Here is a 16909-nt window from a genome sequence, read left to right as displayed (position 1 = left end):
ACCGCGTCCAGCTATGCCGCCAACTGGCACCTCGCCGCAACGGTCATTGCCTCAAAGTGAATGTCCACGGACCCTAAGGCGGGTTGCAATGCCCCGCCGTCGCGGTGATGTAGAGCGTGTTCAACCTGCAGCGAGCGAAAGTGAGACGGATATGGCAGCGACAATCATCGATGGCAAAGCCTTTGCAGCAACGGTGCGTGAGAAGGTCGCGGGCCATGTCGACCGGCTGAAGACGGATCACGGCGTCACCCCAGGCCTCGCCGTGGTGCTGGTCGGCGAAGACCCGGCAAGCCAAGTCTACGTCCGCTCCAAGGGCAAGATGACCCGCGAAGTCGGCATGAAATCGGTCGAACACAAGCTGCCCGCGACCGTCGATCAGGGCGAGTTGCTCAAGCTGATCGACGCATTGAACAACGACCCCGAGATCCACGGCATCCTCGTGCAACTGCCGCTGCCGGATCATCTGGACGAAACCCGCGTGGTCAACGCCGTCTCGCCCGCCAAGGACGTGGACGGTTTTCACATCTCCAACGTCGGCCTGCTGGGCACGGGGCAGAAAAGCATGGTGCCCTGCACCCCGCTGGGCTGCCTGATGATGCTGCGGGACCACCATGGCGATCTGACGGGCATGAACGCGGTGGTCATTGGCCGTTCCAACATCGTCGGCAAACCGATGGCGCAGCTGCTCCTGGGCGATAGCTGCACCGTGACCATCGCGCATAGCCGCACCCGCGATCTGCCCGAAGTGGTGCGCCGTGCCGATATCGTGGTCGCTGCCGTTGGCCGCCCCGAGATGGTGCCCGGCGATTGGATCAAAGAGGGTGCCACGGTGATCGACGTGGGCATCAACCGGATCGAGACCGGCGAGAAGACCAAACTGGTCGGCGATGTGGATTTCGACAGCGCCAGCCAGCGCGCAGGGGCCATCACCCCGGTGCCCGGCGGGGTCGGGCCGATGACCATCGCCTGCCTGCTGGCCAATACGGTCACCGCCTGCTGCCGCGCCAACGGGTTGGCAGAACCCGAAGGGCTGACCGCCTAAGCGCCCGGCACAGGCACGATGGTGCCCTGCAGGATGGCGATGAGCTTGGCCGCGCCGTCCGTTTCCGCATGCACCTCTGCCGTGACCACACAAAGCCGCCGGCCCGGTTTCACCACCCGGCCCGTGGCAATCAGCCGGTCCCCCCGGGCGGGCGCCAGAAGGTTGATCTTGATCTCCGAAGTCACGACATCGACCTCCGGCGGCAACATGCTCAAGGCCGCATAGCCCGCCGCGGAATCGCCGATGGAGAAGGTCAGCCCCGCATGGCCAAAACCCTGCTGCTGCATCGCGCCGGGCAGGACCGGCGCCGCGAGTTTGACCAGACCCGACTGCACTTCGATGACCTCGGCCCCCAGGGTCTGCATCATGGTCTGCTTGGCAAAACTCTCCCGCACCCGGCGTTCAATCTGATCATCCATCATCGCTTCTTTCCGGGCATGGGGATCGCCACAGGTTGCGGCCCCGTCAGCACCGCACAGGCCTCCGGCCCCATTAAATCACAAAGCACCCGCGACTGGCTGCGCAGCCCGCCGGTATAGGTGCCATATGCAGGCAGGATCAGCCGCTTGCTGTCAAACAAAAACGCCGGACGCGAGATGCTGCGGCCCCGCGCGCGGACCGATGCCTTAGGGTGATAATGCCCCGACACCTCGCCGCAGGCCCGCTTGGCCGCGATATGCCGAAAAGTCAGCGGGCCGAGCGCCAGTTCCCCCAAATGGGTACCACCCAGCCCAACGGGGCCCGGATCATGATTGCCCTCAATCCAATCCCACCGCCGCCCGGCCTGCAGGCCGAGAATCCAAAGCCGCTCTTCCTCTGGCAGCGTCTGCGCCGCGCCGAGGTCGTCGAAACTATCGCCAAGGCAGATCACATGCCGCGCCTGCGTGAATGACAGGTCGGCCGCCAACCGGTTCAACGTGTCGCGCGTCTCATAAGGCGGCAGCGCCGACCCGCCGCGCCGCGCGGTCCGTTCCGACTTGCCCAAGTGAAGGTCGCTCACGCAGAGCAAATCCCTTTCGCGCCACCAAAGCGCGCCAGAGCCAAGCGCGCTCAGCCCGGCCCCGGCGAATGAAAACTCAAGTCCGTTCATCCTTTGTTCATCTGAGATCGCCGCTGATTTGGCAAGGGCCAAACGCGAAGGTAGCGCATGCAGAAAAGGGCAGCGCAGAGGTATTTGAGAAAGGATGAATTGCAGAAAGCGCGCCCCGCGATCGGGTGGTCACCGGACCGGAGACGCGCCTTCATCCTTTGCGGTCATCGGCTCCTCAGCCTGTACCGCGAGAGGAAGATGCGCCACCTTGGTTAAAGAACCCTTAATCATCTTCATCCTTTTTCAAATACCTTGCAGAACCTCTCTGCCCGCGAAACGCCAATGTTCAACGACCGTCCCGCCAGAGTGGCTGATCCGACGGCGGCGGGGTGAGTTGCGCGAGGCCTGAGGCCTCCATCAAACGTTCCGCCTCTTCCGCCAGCAGGCGATCCTGCCCCGCGCCTTCGACCGGCACGCGGCCCATTTCGAGAAACAGCGGCGCGGCCAGGGGGCTGAGGCGGGAGAGCTTGCGGTGGGTGATCCGCCCGGCGATCCGCCCGAGCATTTCTTCGATCCTGCCGAAATCGACCAACCCGCTCAGCGCTTCTTCTCGGGTGATGTCGAGCATCAGGTGGTCCGGGTCATAACGTTGCAGCGTATCGTAGAGGATGTCGCTGGAGAAGGTCGTTTGCCGTCCGGATTTCCGCGCCTGCGGGCTGTTGCGCTCGATCAGCCCGGCGATGGTGGCGGCGGCGCGGAAGGTGCGTTTCATCACGGCATTGCCAGCGAGCCAACTGTCGAGCCCCTCGTGCAGCACCGTCGGATCGAGCAGTGGCGCCGGATCATCGACGGGGGAGAGCCCCCAGATCAGGGTGGCATAGTCTGTCGCCACGAAGCCTAGGGGCCGAAGGCCGAGGTCCTCCATGCGTTTGGTGAGCAGAAGGCCGAGCGTTTGCTGGCCGTTGCGTCCGGCGAAGCCGTAGAACACCGTCTGTTCGGCAAAGTCATGGGGGAAGCTTTCCACCAGCAGCGTGCCGGGCTGCGGCAATTGGCTGACCTCGCGTTGCAGGCTGAGCCATTCGGCGGTGTGGGGCGGCAGTTCGGGCCAGCTGTCTTGGGTGAACATTTGTTGCACGCGGGCCGAGAGTTGGGTGGAGGTGGCGAATTTCGTGCCGCCGAAAGTGGCCACTTTCGGCTTTTTGGCGGCGTTGCGGCTGACCTCGACCACGGTTTCGCGCAGCCCTTCATAGCGCACGATTTGCCCGCCGATCAGAAAGGTGTCGCCCTTGGTGAGCGTGGCGGCAAAGCCTTCTTCGATCTCACCCAGGGGCTTTCCGCCGCGGTTGCGTTTCATGCGGACCTTCAGTTTGTCGGTGTCCTGAATGGTGCCGATGTTCATGCGGATGCGTTGCGCGGCGCGGGGGTCACGCAGTTGCCATTGCCCGTCGGGGCGTTGCAGGAGCCTTTGCCAGCGGTCGTAGGCGCGCAGCGCGTAGCCCCCCGTTGCGCAGAAATCGAGGCAGGCGTCGAAGGCGGCGCGGGAGAGGTTGGCATAGGCCCCGGCGGTGCGGATCTCTGCAAAGAGCGCTTCGGCGTCGAAGGGGCCAGCGCAGGCGGTGATGAGGATGTGTTGGCAGAGCACGTCGCGCGGGCCGTCCCCCCGTGGGTCGCCGTCGAGCGCACCTTCAAGCACCGCCTCCAGCGCCGCCACGCATTCGACCACCTCGAAGCGATTGGCGGGGACGAGAAGCGCCTTTGAGGGCGCGTTGTAGCGGTGGTTGGCGCGGCCGATCCGCTGGACCAGACGTTTCACGTTCTTGGGCGCGCCGATCTGGATGATGAGGTCCACATCGCCCCAGTCGATCCCCAAATCCAGCGTGCCGGTGCAGACGATGGCGCGCAGATCGCCGCGCACCATCGCCGCCTCGACCTTCTCGCGCTGCGCGCGGTCGAGGCTGCCGTGGTGGATGGCGATGGGCAAAGCGTCTTCGTTGGCGAGCCAGAGCTTATGGAAGAAGATCTCGGCCTGAGCGCGGGTGTTGTGGAAAATCAGCGTCGTCTTGTGTTGGCGCAGCTGTTCGAGGACCGCGGGGATCGCATAGGCCGCACCGCCGCCGGCCCAGGGTGGGGCTTCGTCGGTGCGCAGCATCTGGATGTCGGGGGCGGGGCCGGGATCGGCCATGAGCACCTCGCAGGGGTCGGGGTGGCGCGCCATCAGGTGGGCGATCGCGGCAGGGTCTTCCACGGTGGCCGAGAGACCGACGCGCTTGAGATCGGGGCAGAGCGCCTGCAACCGGGTGAGCGCCAGCATCAGCTGGTCGCCGCGTTTGCTTTCGGCCAGCGCGTGGATCTCGTCGATCACCACCCGTTTGAGGCCCCGAAAGGTGCGCGCGGCATCCTCGTAGGAGGTCAGCAGGGCGAGGCTCTCGGGCGTGGTCAGCAGGATATGCGGCGGGTCGGCGCGCTGGCGGCGGCGGCGCGACTGCGAGGTGTCGCCGGTGCGGTCCTCAATGCGGATCGGCAGGCGCATCTCCTCGACCGGGCGGGTGAGGTTGCGTTTGATGTCTGCCGCGAGCGCCTTGAGCGGCGAGATGTAGAGCGTGTGCATCCCCTCGTGCTCTTCTTCCGCCAGATCGACGAGGGTGGGCAGGAAACCGGCCAGCGTTTTGCCGCCGCCCGTGGGGGCGATGAGCAGCAGGGCGGGAGCCTCGGCACGGTCCAGCATCTCTTGCTGGTGCGGGTGCAGGGACCAGCCGTTCTGGGCGTACCAATCGGCGAATTTGGGGGGTAGGGCGCGCATGCACCCAATGTAGTATCGGCAGGGCGCGGTGCCAGCGGCGGAGGCTATTTAACGATCACCTCATCGCGAACGAACATATTGGCCCATGCGCGGTCCACCAGATCGGGGTTCATCTGATAGGGGATGCCTTCGAAATCACAGATCGCGATCATCTGGTCGATCAGGAAGTTCGGCTGATAATTCGCATAGACGTTGTCGATGGTGGGATATTTCACTTTGAGCAGATGGACCAGCGTTGCCTCATCCAGCGGCATGCCGCGCTTGCGGGCCACCATGGCGAAGATCTTGAGGAAGTTCTCTTGGTCCGGTCCGTCGATCTTGATCTTGAAAAAGATACGCCGCAGGGCGGCTTGGTCGAAAATCTCATTCGGGTGGAAGTTGGTGGAGAAGATCACCAGCGTGTCGAAGGGCACCTCGAATTTCTCGCCCGATTGCAGGGCGAGGATGTCTTTGCTTTCCTCCAGCGGCACAATCCAGCGGTTGATGATGCTTTGCGGTGGCTCTTTCTGCCGGCCAAGGTCGTCAACGATGAAGATGCCGCCCGTGGCTTTGAGTTGCAGGGGCGCCTGATAGGTCCGCGCCGTGGGGTTGTAGACCAGATCAAGCATATCGAGTGACAGTTCGCCGCCGGTGATGACGGTGGGGCGTTCGCAACAGACATAGCGGGCGTCATAGCGCGTGATCCGGCGCAGGGAGGTGGGGTCTTGGACCTCGGCCTCGGCGGCGGAATGGACGATCGGGTCATAGACGGTGATGACTTGGCCTGCGTATTCGATGGCGCGGGGGACATAGACCCGATCACCAAGCGCGTCGCGGATGCCGTTGGAAATGCTGGATTTACCGTTGCCCGGCGGGCCGTACATCAGGATCGACCGCCCGGCAGAGACGGCAGGGCCGAGGTGATCCAGCAGGCTGTCGGGCAGCACCAGATGGCCCATGGCCCCGGTCAACTGGTCACGGGTGATTTGCAGGTTGCGCACCGATTGGCGCTTGACCTGTTCGCGGTAAACCTCAAGCGGGACGGGCATGGCGCCGAAATATTCCGACTGCGCCAGCGCATCCAATGCGCGCGCCTTGCCTGCATCGGTCAACTGGTAGCCCATCTCATTGCCGCTGGTGGCGCTGAGCGTGCCGGTGGCTTCGATCAGGCGCTGGCTGCGGGCTTGGTCGACCATCTCCTGCGTGACGGGGATCGGCAGGCAGAGCGCTTGGGCCAGATCGCTGACCATCTCGACGTTCTTGCGAAAGATCGTTTTCAAAAGGATATCGCGCATCATCACGATGGGCAGTTTCATATCCTCCAACCGCTTCGGGGGCGGCGGGGCAAGCACGGAGCTGGTCGGGGCGTTCATCAATGGCTTCCTTGGAAAGTCATGCGGCGGTGCGGCTTGTCGGTCAGACTGGAGGGTAAATCTTGAATATGGCGTGAATGTGGACGCATTTGCGCGATGAAAAAGAGTTTGCACCTGAGCGAAGTGGTCAGACCCCGAAGCGCGCCCCCAAGATCAGATAGAGCCCCAGCGTGGTGCCAAGGGCGAGGCCCATGGGGAATTTCTTGGTCTCCTGCCAGCTTTGCCAATCGGGGGCGAGGCGGCGCAGGGGGGTGTATTTCACCCCGCGGTGCGTGGCGGCGGCGGCGAGAAGGGTGGCCATGAAAAGCATCATCAGCAATCGCAAATCGCCCCATGCGATATAGGGCGCGGCGGCGGCGGCGAATTTCGCGTCACCGGCCCCCATGACCCCGGCGGCGTTCAGGACGATGCCGACCATCAGAACCACGACAAGGCTCAGCAGGCGCCAGAGATAGGTGTCGAAGGGCAGCAGAAACAGCCCGAGCAGCACAAAGATCGCGGCAAGCGCCAAGACCGCCTGATTGGTGATGCGCATCTGCTTCATGTCGGTGAAGGCGACATAAAGGCAGATCGGCAGGACGAAGGGCAGAAACCACAGGGCCGCCGTGGCAGAGATCGTCATGGATCAGCCGTTTTCCAATGCGCGCAGAGAGCGGACGGCGGCTTCGAAATGCTGCGGGTGCGTGTCGATCGCTTCGCGCAGCAAGCCCTTGCCGGTCTCCACATCGCCGCGTTTGATCGCCGAGAGGGCCATCGTGTGCAAAAGCTGGGCGCGCTCTGATTGCTCCATCGGCATGACGGGCAGGGTGTAGTCGCGCTGCGCGGCGCGGGCCATGATGAGGTTGTTCTTGGCGGTGAAAAGCGTGTTGTCCTGACGGATCGCCTCGCCGAACAGACGCTCGGCCTCGGGGTAATCCCCGCGGGTCAGTTTGGAGTAGCCCCAGTTGTTCATCACGGCGGCGGGGGTCGTGGTCAGGCCGACGGCGATCTCGTAAAAGCTGTCGGCGCGGTCCCACTGCTCTTTGCTGTCGGCGACCATGGCCTCAAGCCGGTAGCGGGCGAAGGTCTCATGGGTGGGGGGGATGCCGTTAAGCACCGTCTCGGCCCGCGCCCAATTGCCCGAGCGGATCAGCGCATCGGCCAGTTGCACGCTGTCTTCGGGGGTGGCACCCTCCATTTTGACGACTTTGTCCCATTCGCTCACGGCCTCGGTCGTGCGTTTGGCGCGGACCAGTGACGCGGCAAGCCCGCGCTGGTGGTCGATGCGGTCGGGGCTTTCCTTGACCGAACGCGCGAAATAGCTCACCGCCTCATTCGGGTCGGCCACGGTCAGCATCACGTCGGAGAGGTTGGTCTCATCCACCACATTGACGTCCTTGAAGGCCCGTTCAACGGTGGCGTTCGCGTCTTTTTCACCGCAGCCAGCAAGGGCGGTGACGCCTGCCATGCAGACGGCCAGAATGATTGGATGGCGCATTTTGCGTCCTCTTACTGCTCTGCCGGGTCATGGTGTCGGACGGATCAGGTAGTCCCCGCTGCCGCGCCGCACCAATTTGTAATTATCCTCATTGACTTCTGTTATAACAGATTTCTCCGTTTTTGCGAGTGCCAAGCGCAGATTGTCCCGGATTGCGTCACTTTCGCCATTGTCGAGCGCATAGGCTTTGCGGAAAATCTGCTCGGCCTCGGCGGTCTGGCCGCTTTCCATCAGCACGACGCCAAGATTGTTCCAGACCTCCGGCTCGGCGGCGTCTTTCTCCACGGCGCGGCGCAGCAGGGTTTCCGCTTGTCCCAAACGCCCCAGCCCGAGGTTCGCGCTGCCAAGCGCCGAGAGGATTTCCCCGGTCAGCCCGTGATCCAGCGCGGCGCGGTTGAAGGATTTGATGGCCAATTCATATTGCCCCGCCGCGATCAGCCTATGGCCCACTTCGATTCCGTCGACAGCTTCGGCCCGCTGGTCCACGCCGGGGGCATAGAGATTTTCGGGCTTTTGATCCCCACGCAACGCGGAAAAGCCGCCTGTCGAACAGGCGGCCAGAGCAAGGGCCAGGATCGGCCCGATGAAAACGGCGCGGGTGAGGCTGCGCCGAATTTTGCCCGTCATTAATTCCCTACCTGACCCAGTTGCGAGATGCCATGTGCCGAGGGGCCGATCAGAATGATCAGCAGCGGCGGCACGGTGAGGCCCATAGTGGCAAGGGTCATCTTGGTTGGCAACTTGTTTGCCGCTTCCTCGGCCCGCATCACACGTTTGTCGCGCATTTCGGCGGCATAGACGCGCAGGGCGTCGGCGATGGAGGTGCCGAAGGCCGCCGATTGGATCAGCACGGTCACGAAAGAGGAGACATCCTGCACGCCGCAACGCTCACCCATGTCGTTGAGCACCGATACTTTGTCCTTACCAGCTTTCATCTCATAGGCGACCATCTCGAACTCTTCGGAGAGAGCGCGGTAGGAGGCGCGCAACTCGCGTGCGACGCGGACGATGCATTGATCCAGCGATTGCCCGGCTTCGACGCAGACCAGCATCATATCCAGCGCGTCGGGAAAGCCCCGGGTGATCTCTTCTTTGCGGGCATCGACCCGGCGGCGGACCCAGTATTTCGGCAGGTAGTAGCCAATGGCGCCGGGGCCGATGGCCCACATCATGGTCTGCTGCGTGGTCAGCCCTTCGCCGCCGCCCAAGACATTGGTATAGACCAGACCGCCGACCAGCCCGAGCATCCCAAGGGCGAATTGCGCAAAGTAATAAAGCCGCACCGCATCGCGCGAGCGGTAGCCTGCTTGGCGCAGCATCAACTGTTTGGCGCTGAGTTCGGCCACGTCCTCCGGCTCAAGAAACTTGGCGAATTTCTGCAACTGCGCGTTTTGGTCCGATTGGCGCAGCTTCTCGCGCGAACTGTCGCCCGTGGGAGCAGAGCTGGTGCGCTTGAGCTTGGTCAGCGGGTCTTCGGGCTGGCGCAGCATCAAGACCAGCGTGATCGCCACCAAGGTGACGCCCAGAGTGCCGATGATGATGATCAGCCCCATCGGCCCCAAGGCTTGATTGATCTGATCGTTAAGCTGATTGAGAAATTCCATCACCGGCCTCTCAGACTTTGATATTGGTAAGGATGCGCATCACGAAAAGGTTCAGCACAAGGAAGATCCCCACAAGGAAACAGGCGGGAATGAAATAGGGGTGATCGCGCACCTCGTCGTAGTAATGCGGATCGCCGAGGTTGATCACCACCAGCGCGGCGAGCGGGAAGGCCGACAGGAACTTGCCCGACCATTTCGCCTCGGCCGTGATTGCTTTAACACGACGGAACAGGCGAAAACGGGCGCGGATCACCTTGGCCAGACCGGCGAGGATCTCGGCCAAGTTGCCGCCCGATTGCTGCTGGATGGTGACGGCGACAGCAAGAAAGCGCAAATCCTGCATGTCGAGCCGTTCGGCCATATCTTTCAACGCCTCGCCCAGATCGCGGCCATAGGCGGCCTCATCGGCGATTACGCCAAATTCCGAGGCAAGCGGGTCTTGGATTTCCTTGGACACGATGGAAATCGCGTTGGAGAAAGGGTGCCCCACCCGCAGGCTGCGCACCATCAGTTCCACCGCATCGGGAAGCTGTTCTTCGATCATCGCCATGCGTTTGCTGGCCTTATGGGACACCCAGAAGAAGACCGCGCCCACGCCCATGGCGATGGACATCAGCGCGCGCACCGACACGGAGGTATCGGTGCCGATGGTCAGCCCCAGAAAGGCCAAAGCGGCCAATCCGGCCATGATCATCAGCAACTGCTGCGGCGTGAAGGCAATCGCGGCCTTCTGCGCGCGTTCTGACAGCAGAGAGTAGAGCGGGATCGACTTGGCGTTCATATGCTGCTGCATTTCCTTGCGCAGCTTATCGAGCACCTCTTCGCGGCGCGCGCCTTTCTCCAGCATCTCAAGACGCCGGTTCACGCGGCTGTTGAGGCTGATGGATTTGCCGAATGCGACAAGGTACAGCCCCTCGACCAGCACCAGAACACCGATGAAGATCAGACCATAGATGATTGGTTCGGCACTCATTGCATCAATCCTTACTGGGCCGCCACGGGTTCGTAGATGGAGGCGGGCAGGTCATAGCCCCACATGCGGAACCGCTCGGAGAAGTGGCTGCGCACGCCGGTGGCGGTGAAATGGCCGATGATCTTGTTCTCGGGCGTCAGGCCGACGCGCTGGAAGCGGAAGATTTCCTGCATTGAAATGACCTCGCCCTCCATGCCCGTGATCTCGGTGATCGAGGTCATCCGGCGCGAGCCGTCTTGCAAGCGGCTGGCCTGCACGATCAGGTTCACAGCCGAGGAAATCTGGCTGCGCATCGCTTTCAGCGGCATTTCGATCCCGGCCATGGCGATCATGTTTTCCAGGCGGCTGATGCCATCACGGGCCGAGTTGGCGTGGATTGTGGTCATGGAGCCGTCGTGGCCGGTGTTCATGGCCTGCAACATGTCGATGACCTCTTCGCCGCGCGTCTCGCCGACGATGATGCGATCGGGGCGCATCCGCAGGGCGTTTTTCAGACAGTCACGGGGAGAGACTTCGCCCTTGCCTTCGACGTTGGGCGGGCGGCTTTCCATCCGGCCCACATGGGTCTGTTGCAGTTGCAATTCGGCGGTGTCTTCGATGGTCAGAATGCGTTCGGCATTGTCGATGAAAGACGACAGCGCGTTGAGCGTGGTGGTCTTACCCGAGCCCGTACCGCCCGAAACGATGATGTTGAGACGGGTCGCCACGGCGGCCTGCAAATAGGCGGCCATCTCTTCCGAGAAGGCGCCAAAGCTCACCAGATCGTCGATGCCCAGCTTGTCTTTCTTGAACTTACGGATGGACACGAGCGAGCCATCGACGGCCACCGGGGGCACCATGGCGTTGAAACGCGAGCCGTCTTTGAGCCGCGCATCGACATAAGGGTTGCTTTCATCCACCCGACGCCCCACCGCCGAGACGATCTTGTCGATGATCCGCAGCAGGTGCTTTTCGTCCTTGAAGGTGATGTCGGTCAATTGCAGCTTGCCGTCGCGTTCGACAAAAATCTGCTGCGGGCCGTTCACCAGAATATCGTTGACGCTGTCGTCTTTCAGCAGCGTCTCAAGGGGGCCAAGACCGGTGACCTCGTCATAAAGCTCGGAGTTCAGCGTCATGCGGTCTTCGCGGTTGAGTACGATGCTCTTTTCCGAAAGGATCTCAACGGCGATATCGTTAATTTCCTGCCGCAAATCAGCTTCCGAGGCATGTTCCAGCGCGGCGAGGTTGAGGTTGTCCAAAAGCGCGCGGTGCAGTTCGAGCTTGATCTCGCTCATCCGCTGCTTGCGCTTGACCTCACGGTCCTCGGGGGAGGCGGCGGCGGGTTTGACCGCGCGGCGCATTGAAACCGGTTTGGCTGCCGGAGCGGACGCAGGTGCCGCGGGGGCGGGCTGGGTGGCTTTGGCTGGCTTGGCCTCGCGCGCCGACGCGGGGGCGGCGGCTTTCGGGCTGGCGGAGGCTGGCTTCTTGTATTTCGAGAACATCGGTACGCTCTTTCGCTAGGGGGCTCAGGCGGCTTTGGCCTGCTCGCCCTTGAGATCGTGGATGGAGCTTGCCAGCTTGGCGATTTCGCGGCGCAGCGGGCTTTTCGGCGCGGAATTCGCCAGCGGCAGCCCGTGGTCATTGGCCTGCGTCACCGCCTTGCCGCCATCGGGCAGTTGCACGTCGATCGAAATGCTCAACGATTCGGCCATGCGCTTGACCCGGCTCTTGGCGCTGAGATCGGTGAATTTCGGCGCGCGGTTCATCACATAGCGCAGCTTTTCAAAGGGCAGTTCCTCAGACTGCAGCGCCCGTTTGAAGCGCAGCGCGTTCTGGGCCGAGCGCATGTCGAGTTCCAGCATGGCAAAGTAGACATGCGCGCTGGTCAGCACGGTTTCGGACCATTGCACCAGCGTCGAAGGCATGTCGACGATGACATAGTCGAACTGGTTGCGGGCCATGTTGAGGATGCGGTCGATATCTTCGTTGGTTACGATGTCGAGCGGCAGCATCTCTGCCGGGGCGGTCAGTACATGCAGCTTGTCCTCAAAGGTTTGCAGCGCTTGACCAAAAATCTCTTCGTCCATGGATTCCGTGTCGGACATCATCTCATAGACCGCCTCGCGGCGTTGCAGATCGAGGAAAGTCGCGACCGAGCCATATTGCAGGTCGAAATCTAGCAGGCAGACCGAGGGCGGGTTTTTCTTGTCGGCGTTCGCCAGTTCCCAAGCGAGGTTCACGGCAAGGGTCGTGGCCCCGGTGCCGCCAGCCAAACCATGCACCACGATCAGCGCGCCATCCTTTTGCGCCCCGGCCTTCAATTGCGGTGTACTGCTGTCGGCCGCGGGGGCAGGGGGGGCGTTCTCTCCGGCGCGGACGCGGGCAATGGCCTGGGCCAACTCGCCTTCGGGCAGCGGATAGGGGACGAATTCATCCGCCCCCTGCCGCAGCAGCGAATGCAGCGCGGCGGGGGTCATGTCTTCGGCGATGAGGATCACCCGGATGTCGCGCGCCTTGGCCTGCGTGATGATTTCGCTCATCAAAACGAGGTTGTCCTCGTCCGTCTCATCCATGGCGAGGGCGACGAATTCCATCGCCTCGGCTTCGGGTTGGCCGAAAAAGGTCAGCGCCTCGGCGAATCCCAGATCGCCCCAGCTTTCGCCCAAAGTGGCTTCCATATCTTCGATCAAGAGGTCGAAGTTCTGTACATCGCGGCTGATTGTGCAGGCAACGATCGGCGCTGCTTCGGGTTGTGGCATAGTGCTGCTCATGACCTTTTGTCCTTTACATCAACGGTTTGGCCGGAGGGCGGCGATATTCTGTCGCCGCGAACGCTCTGACCTCTGCCTTATGCGCGGCCCTTGAGCCGGGCACATTTATCCTTCTGCGTCGAATATCACCCCCAACTGGGGCGAGATTGGGGCCAAAAAGCCTCTATTGTTGGGTATCTTGAAACGATAGGTCCATTCGCGCCCGATTGGACATTCCTTTTCAGAGACGAAAACCCCCGCGACCCAAAGGCGCGGGGGTATATTTTCCATGCGAAAGAGGGGTTTACCCTTACTCTCCGCCGCCGCCACCACCACCGCCCGCCGCGGTGGCGCTGGTGCTCAGCTGCGAGGGGGGCACGGCGCTGGCGACATATTCGCGGTAGATGATCTGCGCATATTTTCCGTCCAGCAACATCGGGTGGCCGTGCACAAAGCCGCTGACCTCGGTCACCGTGCGCCGGTTGCGACGCTCGCGGCCCTGGGTCACGATGAGGGGCTGCGTTTCGCCAAAGGAAACAACGGCTTCCAACCGGCTGGGGCTGATTCCCAAGGTCGAGAGATAGCGCACCACCGCCTGCGCCCGGCGCAGCCCCAAGGCGCGGTTATAGGCCTGCGAGCCGACCAGATCGGTGTGGCCATAGACCCGGAAGCGAATCTCTGGGAATTGGCGAATCCATCCGGCCTGCTGGCGCAGGATTGCCTGCGCATTGGCGTCCAACCGGTCGGAGTTAAACGCAAAGGTCACGGTCGAGCGGACCTCACTGGCGAAACGGTTCGCCAGATCGAAGGTGACCCGCTTTTCACCGGTCATGACTTGGCGGTTGTGCAGCGTGGCATTGCCGAATTGGCCCGTGTCCACGACCGACCCTGCCTCGCGGTAGAACTGCGTATAGACCGGATCGTTGCTGGGCGCGCAGGCGGCGAGCCCGGCAAGGGCTGCGGTGCCCGCGATCAACGTGATATGTCTGCGTGTCATCGGATCAATCCAGTACATAACCGTAGGAGCCGCGGAAGTCCTGCTTGGCCACTTCGCCCGCAGCACCCCGGCTGGGGGTGCGGGTGCCATCTGCCGTGCGCCCGTGCAGGAACAGGTCTTTCTCGGAGGGCGGCTTGATGCGGTCGGTGGGCAGGGCCAGCGCTTCGCCGCGTGTGGGGGTAACCAGATGGGCGGTGACGATGATGACCAGTTCGGTCTGGCTGCGCTGGTAATCTGCCGACCGGAACAGCGCGCCCAGCACCGGGACATCCCCGATCCACGGCAGTTGCCGCGTGCTGTCGGTGAAGTCGTCGGTCAAAAGGCCCGCGATGGCAAAGCTTTCACCATCGCGCATCTCGACCGTGGTCGAGGTCTCGCGGCGGGTGAAGGCGGAAATCTCGATCCCGTTGCCCAAGGCGATGCTGTTACTCGCATCAATGGCCGAGACGGCGGCGTTCATCTCAAGGTTGATGATATCCTTGTCCACAACGCGCGGGATAAAGGCGAGTTCTACGCCGAAGGGTTTGAACTCCACAGCGATCGTGTCACCGGTCTGAGCCACGGGCACGGGGTATTCCCCCCCGGCGAGGAACTTGGCCTCTTGCCCCGAAAGCGCCACGAGGTTCGGCTCGGCCAAGAACCGGACGACGCCCTTTTCCTCCAATGCTTCCAACAGGATGCCCACCTGGGTCGAGCCTGCGTTGAAACCGAAAAGCACCGCGCCTGCGTTTTGGTTCGACCCGGGGATCGACCCGCCGAGCGAGGTTGCGACCCCGCCTGACGTATTGGTGCTGCCGGTGCCCGCGCTGAAGTCGGAGCCGCCGTTGATCGCCAGCGAAGAGCCGAGCGATTTCGACACATTGCGCTGCATCTCGGCAAAGCGGACCTTCATCATCACCTGCTGGATGCCGCCCACGCTCATCAGGTTGCTGACCCGTTCGGGGGCATAGCGTTCGGCCAGATCGAGCGCGCGTTGCAGCCGTTGCGTGGAAGAAACGATGCCCGACAGCACGATACCGTCATTGGCGGTGCGCACTTCGATCTTCTCACCCGGCAGGATTTGACGGAGGCGTTCTTTGAATTCAGAAACATCGGCCGCGACGCGGACATCGACATTGGTGATCAATTGCCCCGCCGCATCGAGCAGCGTGAGCGTGGTCAGCCCCGGCGATTTGCCCAACACATAGATCGTGCGGTCAGACAGGGAGGAGATATCGGCAATGCCGGGGTTGGCGATGCTGAGTTCCGCGAAGGGGATGTCGCTCTCCACCACCACGGCGCGGTTCATCGGAACGTCGAGGCTGGAATTGGTGCCGCGTTTGACAACGCGCAGCGTGTCGGCGCCAGCTGAACTGGGCAGGGTCAATGCCATCGGCATCGCGGCCAGTGTCAGCCCCAGCAGGGCCGCTTTCAGAAATCTATCGATTTTCATGTGACCTGCCTTTTTGATCACGCCTCGGGATGGGTCTTTTCGCCCGCATTTGGCAACACTCTGCGGCAATTCCAAATTTATTGCAAGAATCAAGCTCTTCGCGGGCGCTGTGCATGTGGGCTATGCGCAACATAACGAAATTGGAAAAGACGCCGCATGGGGGTGCGGCGTCTGGTTCAACTTAGCAAGAGGCTGTTTTCAGGTCAGTTTGTGCAGGGGATCGGCAGTTCGACCACCTCGGCCCCGCGGCGTGTGCGGATCGTGCAAACCTTCTCTTTCGCGACCTCTGCGATGGTCTCTTGCGCCTCGATCCCCAGAAGCGAGCGTTGGTCGACTTCGATGGCCTCGGCCACGGTATCGTCATTCGTGCCGACGAGGGAGAGGTAGAGTTTGCCGGTCGATTGTGCCTGTGCAAGCGCGGCAACCTGCTGCGGGTTCACGGCCACCGTCACCGTTTTGGCAATCGAGGCTTCCCCCACGACCAACGCATCGGCGCTTTGGTCGATGGCGATTAGCTGAATGGCCGATTCGATCAACTTGGTCACATCGCCGTTGCTGGACTGGTTGCCAACGCTTACACGGCCTGTCCAATAGATATCCACCCGGTCACCGGGCCGCAGGAAGCCCGAAACACCGCTGGACACATCGACTTTAAGTGCAAAGGCCCGCATTCCGCGCGCAAGGCGGGAGGTCAGGCCAGAGTCTTCGCCCGGCTCGGTCACCTTCACAGCCATGATCGCTTCATCTTTCTCGATGTTGCGCAGCACGATGCGTTGTTCTTTGGTGTTCTCAGGGAACAATACAGTTTCTTCGAAGAATGCACCTTCGGGAATGGCATTCTCTGGCCATTTCACGGCGCGAACGTCTTCGCGGCTGAGGGGCTGCCCGTATTTCAAGGGCTTGTCGGCCACCCAAACGGTTTTCGTTGGGACGACCTGCGCCAGCGCGGCCTGCGCTTGTGCATTGGCGGCTTGATACTGTGAAATCCGGTCTTTCGCCAGATAAACGGCCCCACCGGCAAGTGCGACACCTACCAAAAGAACCAATCCGAATACGGCTCGCATGATGTTACCTCTTTGCTATGGAAGCGAATCCCGGCTCGCTTTGATCACCCCGGCAAATTAGCTGCCGAATATGGCGAGAAATGGTTCGCACGGGGGCGATGCGAAGATGCTTGCCGTGTCGCGTTTGTGGGGCGTCTTAAATCGTCAGTTGGACCCGGATGTATTCGACAAGTCCGTCTAGGCTGTCTGAAAATACGCTCAGCACGAAGATCGCTAGGCTCACGAGGGCGGCGGTCAGGACAACCCATTCGACGCTGACCGCTCCGTTTTGGTCGCAGAAAAATTTCTTGAAATGGCTGCGCATACGTACCCTAAGAATGGATGTGCTTTACCTTAGGCTCAGGACCCATTGATTATCGCGGAGCCGCATGATTCACCGTCCGAAAACGGAGCGGTGATATGTCTGATC

The 16909-nt window shown here is 62.0% G+C and carries 15 protein-coding genes; 1 reads left to right on the top strand and 14 read right to left on the bottom strand.

Translation table 11 applies throughout. From position 1 onward, the window contains the following. The first annotated feature begins 151 nt into the window (after positions 1 to 151). On the top strand, positions 152 to 1042 hold the full coding sequence (folD, locus tag ACGYK7_RS17885) for a bifunctional methylenetetrahydrofolate dehydrogenase/methenyltetrahydrofolate cyclohydrolase FolD (RefSeq protein ID WP_322328226.1): 891 nt from the start codon (positions 152 to 154) through the stop codon (positions 1040 to 1042). Here the strand turns inward: folD and ACGYK7_RS17880 are convergent. The 14 genes from ACGYK7_RS17880 to cpaB all read right to left on the bottom strand — a co-directional run bounded on the left by ACGYK7_RS17880 (position 1039) and on the right by cpaB (position 16500). Next, complete coding sequence (locus ACGYK7_RS17880; protein ID WP_394403758.1) at positions 1039 to 1461, bottom strand: PaaI family thioesterase; 423 nt, start codon at positions 1459 to 1461, stop codon at positions 1039 to 1041. The two genes, folD and ACGYK7_RS17880, sit on opposite strands and share 4 nt — an antisense overlap. Further along, complete coding sequence (gene pdeM, locus ACGYK7_RS17875; protein WP_394403757.1) at positions 1461 to 2132, bottom strand: ligase-associated DNA damage response endonuclease PdeM; 672 nt, start codon at positions 2130 to 2132, stop codon at positions 1461 to 1463. Before pdeM ends, ACGYK7_RS17880 begins: the two co-directional genes overlap by 1 nt. A gap of 286 nt (positions 2133 to 2418) precedes the next feature. Then, positions 2419 to 4872, bottom strand: coding sequence for a ligase-associated DNA damage response DEXH box helicase (locus ACGYK7_RS17870; protein WP_394403755.1), 2454 nt, complete (start codon positions 4870 to 4872; stop codon positions 2419 to 2421). 44 nt (positions 4873 to 4916) lie between these two features. Beyond that, positions 4917 to 6224: an ATPase gene (locus ACGYK7_RS17865; protein WP_394403754.1), complete on the bottom strand. Its 1308-nt coding sequence runs from the start codon at positions 6222 to 6224 to the stop codon at positions 4917 to 4919. A gap of 127 nt (positions 6225 to 6351) precedes the next feature. Then, positions 6352 to 6846, bottom strand: a complete 495-nt coding sequence (locus ACGYK7_RS17860; RefSeq protein ID WP_394403752.1) for a prepilin peptidase — start codon at positions 6844 to 6846, stop codon at positions 6352 to 6354. Positions 6847 to 6849: 3 nt separating this feature from the next. Beyond that, positions 6850 to 7701, bottom strand: coding sequence for a tetratricopeptide repeat protein (locus ACGYK7_RS17855; RefSeq protein WP_394403751.1), 852 nt, complete (start codon positions 7699 to 7701; stop codon positions 6850 to 6852). A 27-nt stretch (positions 7702 to 7728) separates the two neighbouring features. Then, positions 7729 to 8328, bottom strand: coding sequence for a tetratricopeptide repeat protein (locus tag ACGYK7_RS17850; protein ID WP_394403750.1), 600 nt, complete (start codon positions 8326 to 8328; stop codon positions 7729 to 7731). After that, entirely contained in the window at positions 8328 to 9305 is a 978-nt protein-coding gene (locus ACGYK7_RS17845; protein ID WP_394403749.1) for a type II secretion system F family protein, read from the bottom strand. The genes ACGYK7_RS17850 and ACGYK7_RS17845 overlap by 1 nt, the downstream gene beginning before the upstream one ends. Positions 9306 to 9315: 10 nt before the next feature. Next, positions 9316 to 10278 carry a type II secretion system F family protein gene (locus ACGYK7_RS17840; protein WP_394403748.1) on the bottom strand — a complete coding sequence of 321 codons (963 nt, stop codon included), beginning with the start codon at positions 10276 to 10278 and terminating at the stop codon, positions 9316 to 9318. 11 nt (positions 10279 to 10289) lie between these two features. Beyond that, positions 10290 to 11759: a CpaF family protein gene (locus tag ACGYK7_RS17835; RefSeq protein ID WP_394403747.1), complete on the bottom strand. Its 1470-nt coding sequence runs from the start codon at positions 11757 to 11759 to the stop codon at positions 10290 to 10292. 24 nt (positions 11760 to 11783) lie between these two features. After that, positions 11784 to 13028: a CpaE family protein gene (locus ACGYK7_RS17830; RefSeq protein WP_394403746.1), complete on the bottom strand. Its 1245-nt coding sequence runs from the start codon at positions 13026 to 13028 to the stop codon at positions 11784 to 11786. 289 nt (positions 13029 to 13317) lie between these two features. Continuing rightward, positions 13318 to 14004 carry an OmpA family protein gene (locus tag ACGYK7_RS17825; RefSeq protein ID WP_394403745.1) on the bottom strand — a complete coding sequence of 229 codons (687 nt, stop codon included), beginning with the start codon at positions 14002 to 14004 and terminating at the stop codon, positions 13318 to 13320. A 4-nt stretch (positions 14005 to 14008) separates the two neighbouring features. Beyond that, positions 14009 to 15436: a type II and III secretion system protein family protein gene (locus tag ACGYK7_RS17820; RefSeq protein ID WP_394403744.1), complete on the bottom strand. Its 1428-nt coding sequence runs from the start codon at positions 15434 to 15436 to the stop codon at positions 14009 to 14011. 203 nt (positions 15437 to 15639) lie between these two features. Continuing rightward, positions 15640 to 16500 carry a Flp pilus assembly protein CpaB gene (gene cpaB / locus ACGYK7_RS17815; RefSeq protein WP_394403743.1) on the bottom strand — a complete coding sequence of 287 codons (861 nt, stop codon included), beginning with the start codon at positions 16498 to 16500 and terminating at the stop codon, positions 15640 to 15642. Positions 16501 to 16909: the final 409 nt, after the last annotated feature.

Source organism: Sulfitobacter sp. 1A15299 (genome assembly GCF_043556915.1).
GTDB lineage: Bacteria > Pseudomonadota > Alphaproteobacteria > Rhodobacterales > Rhodobacteraceae > Sulfitobacter.
The sequence above is the reverse complement of the archived record's forward strand: the minus strand, read 5'-3'. Positions and strand labels throughout refer to the sequence as shown.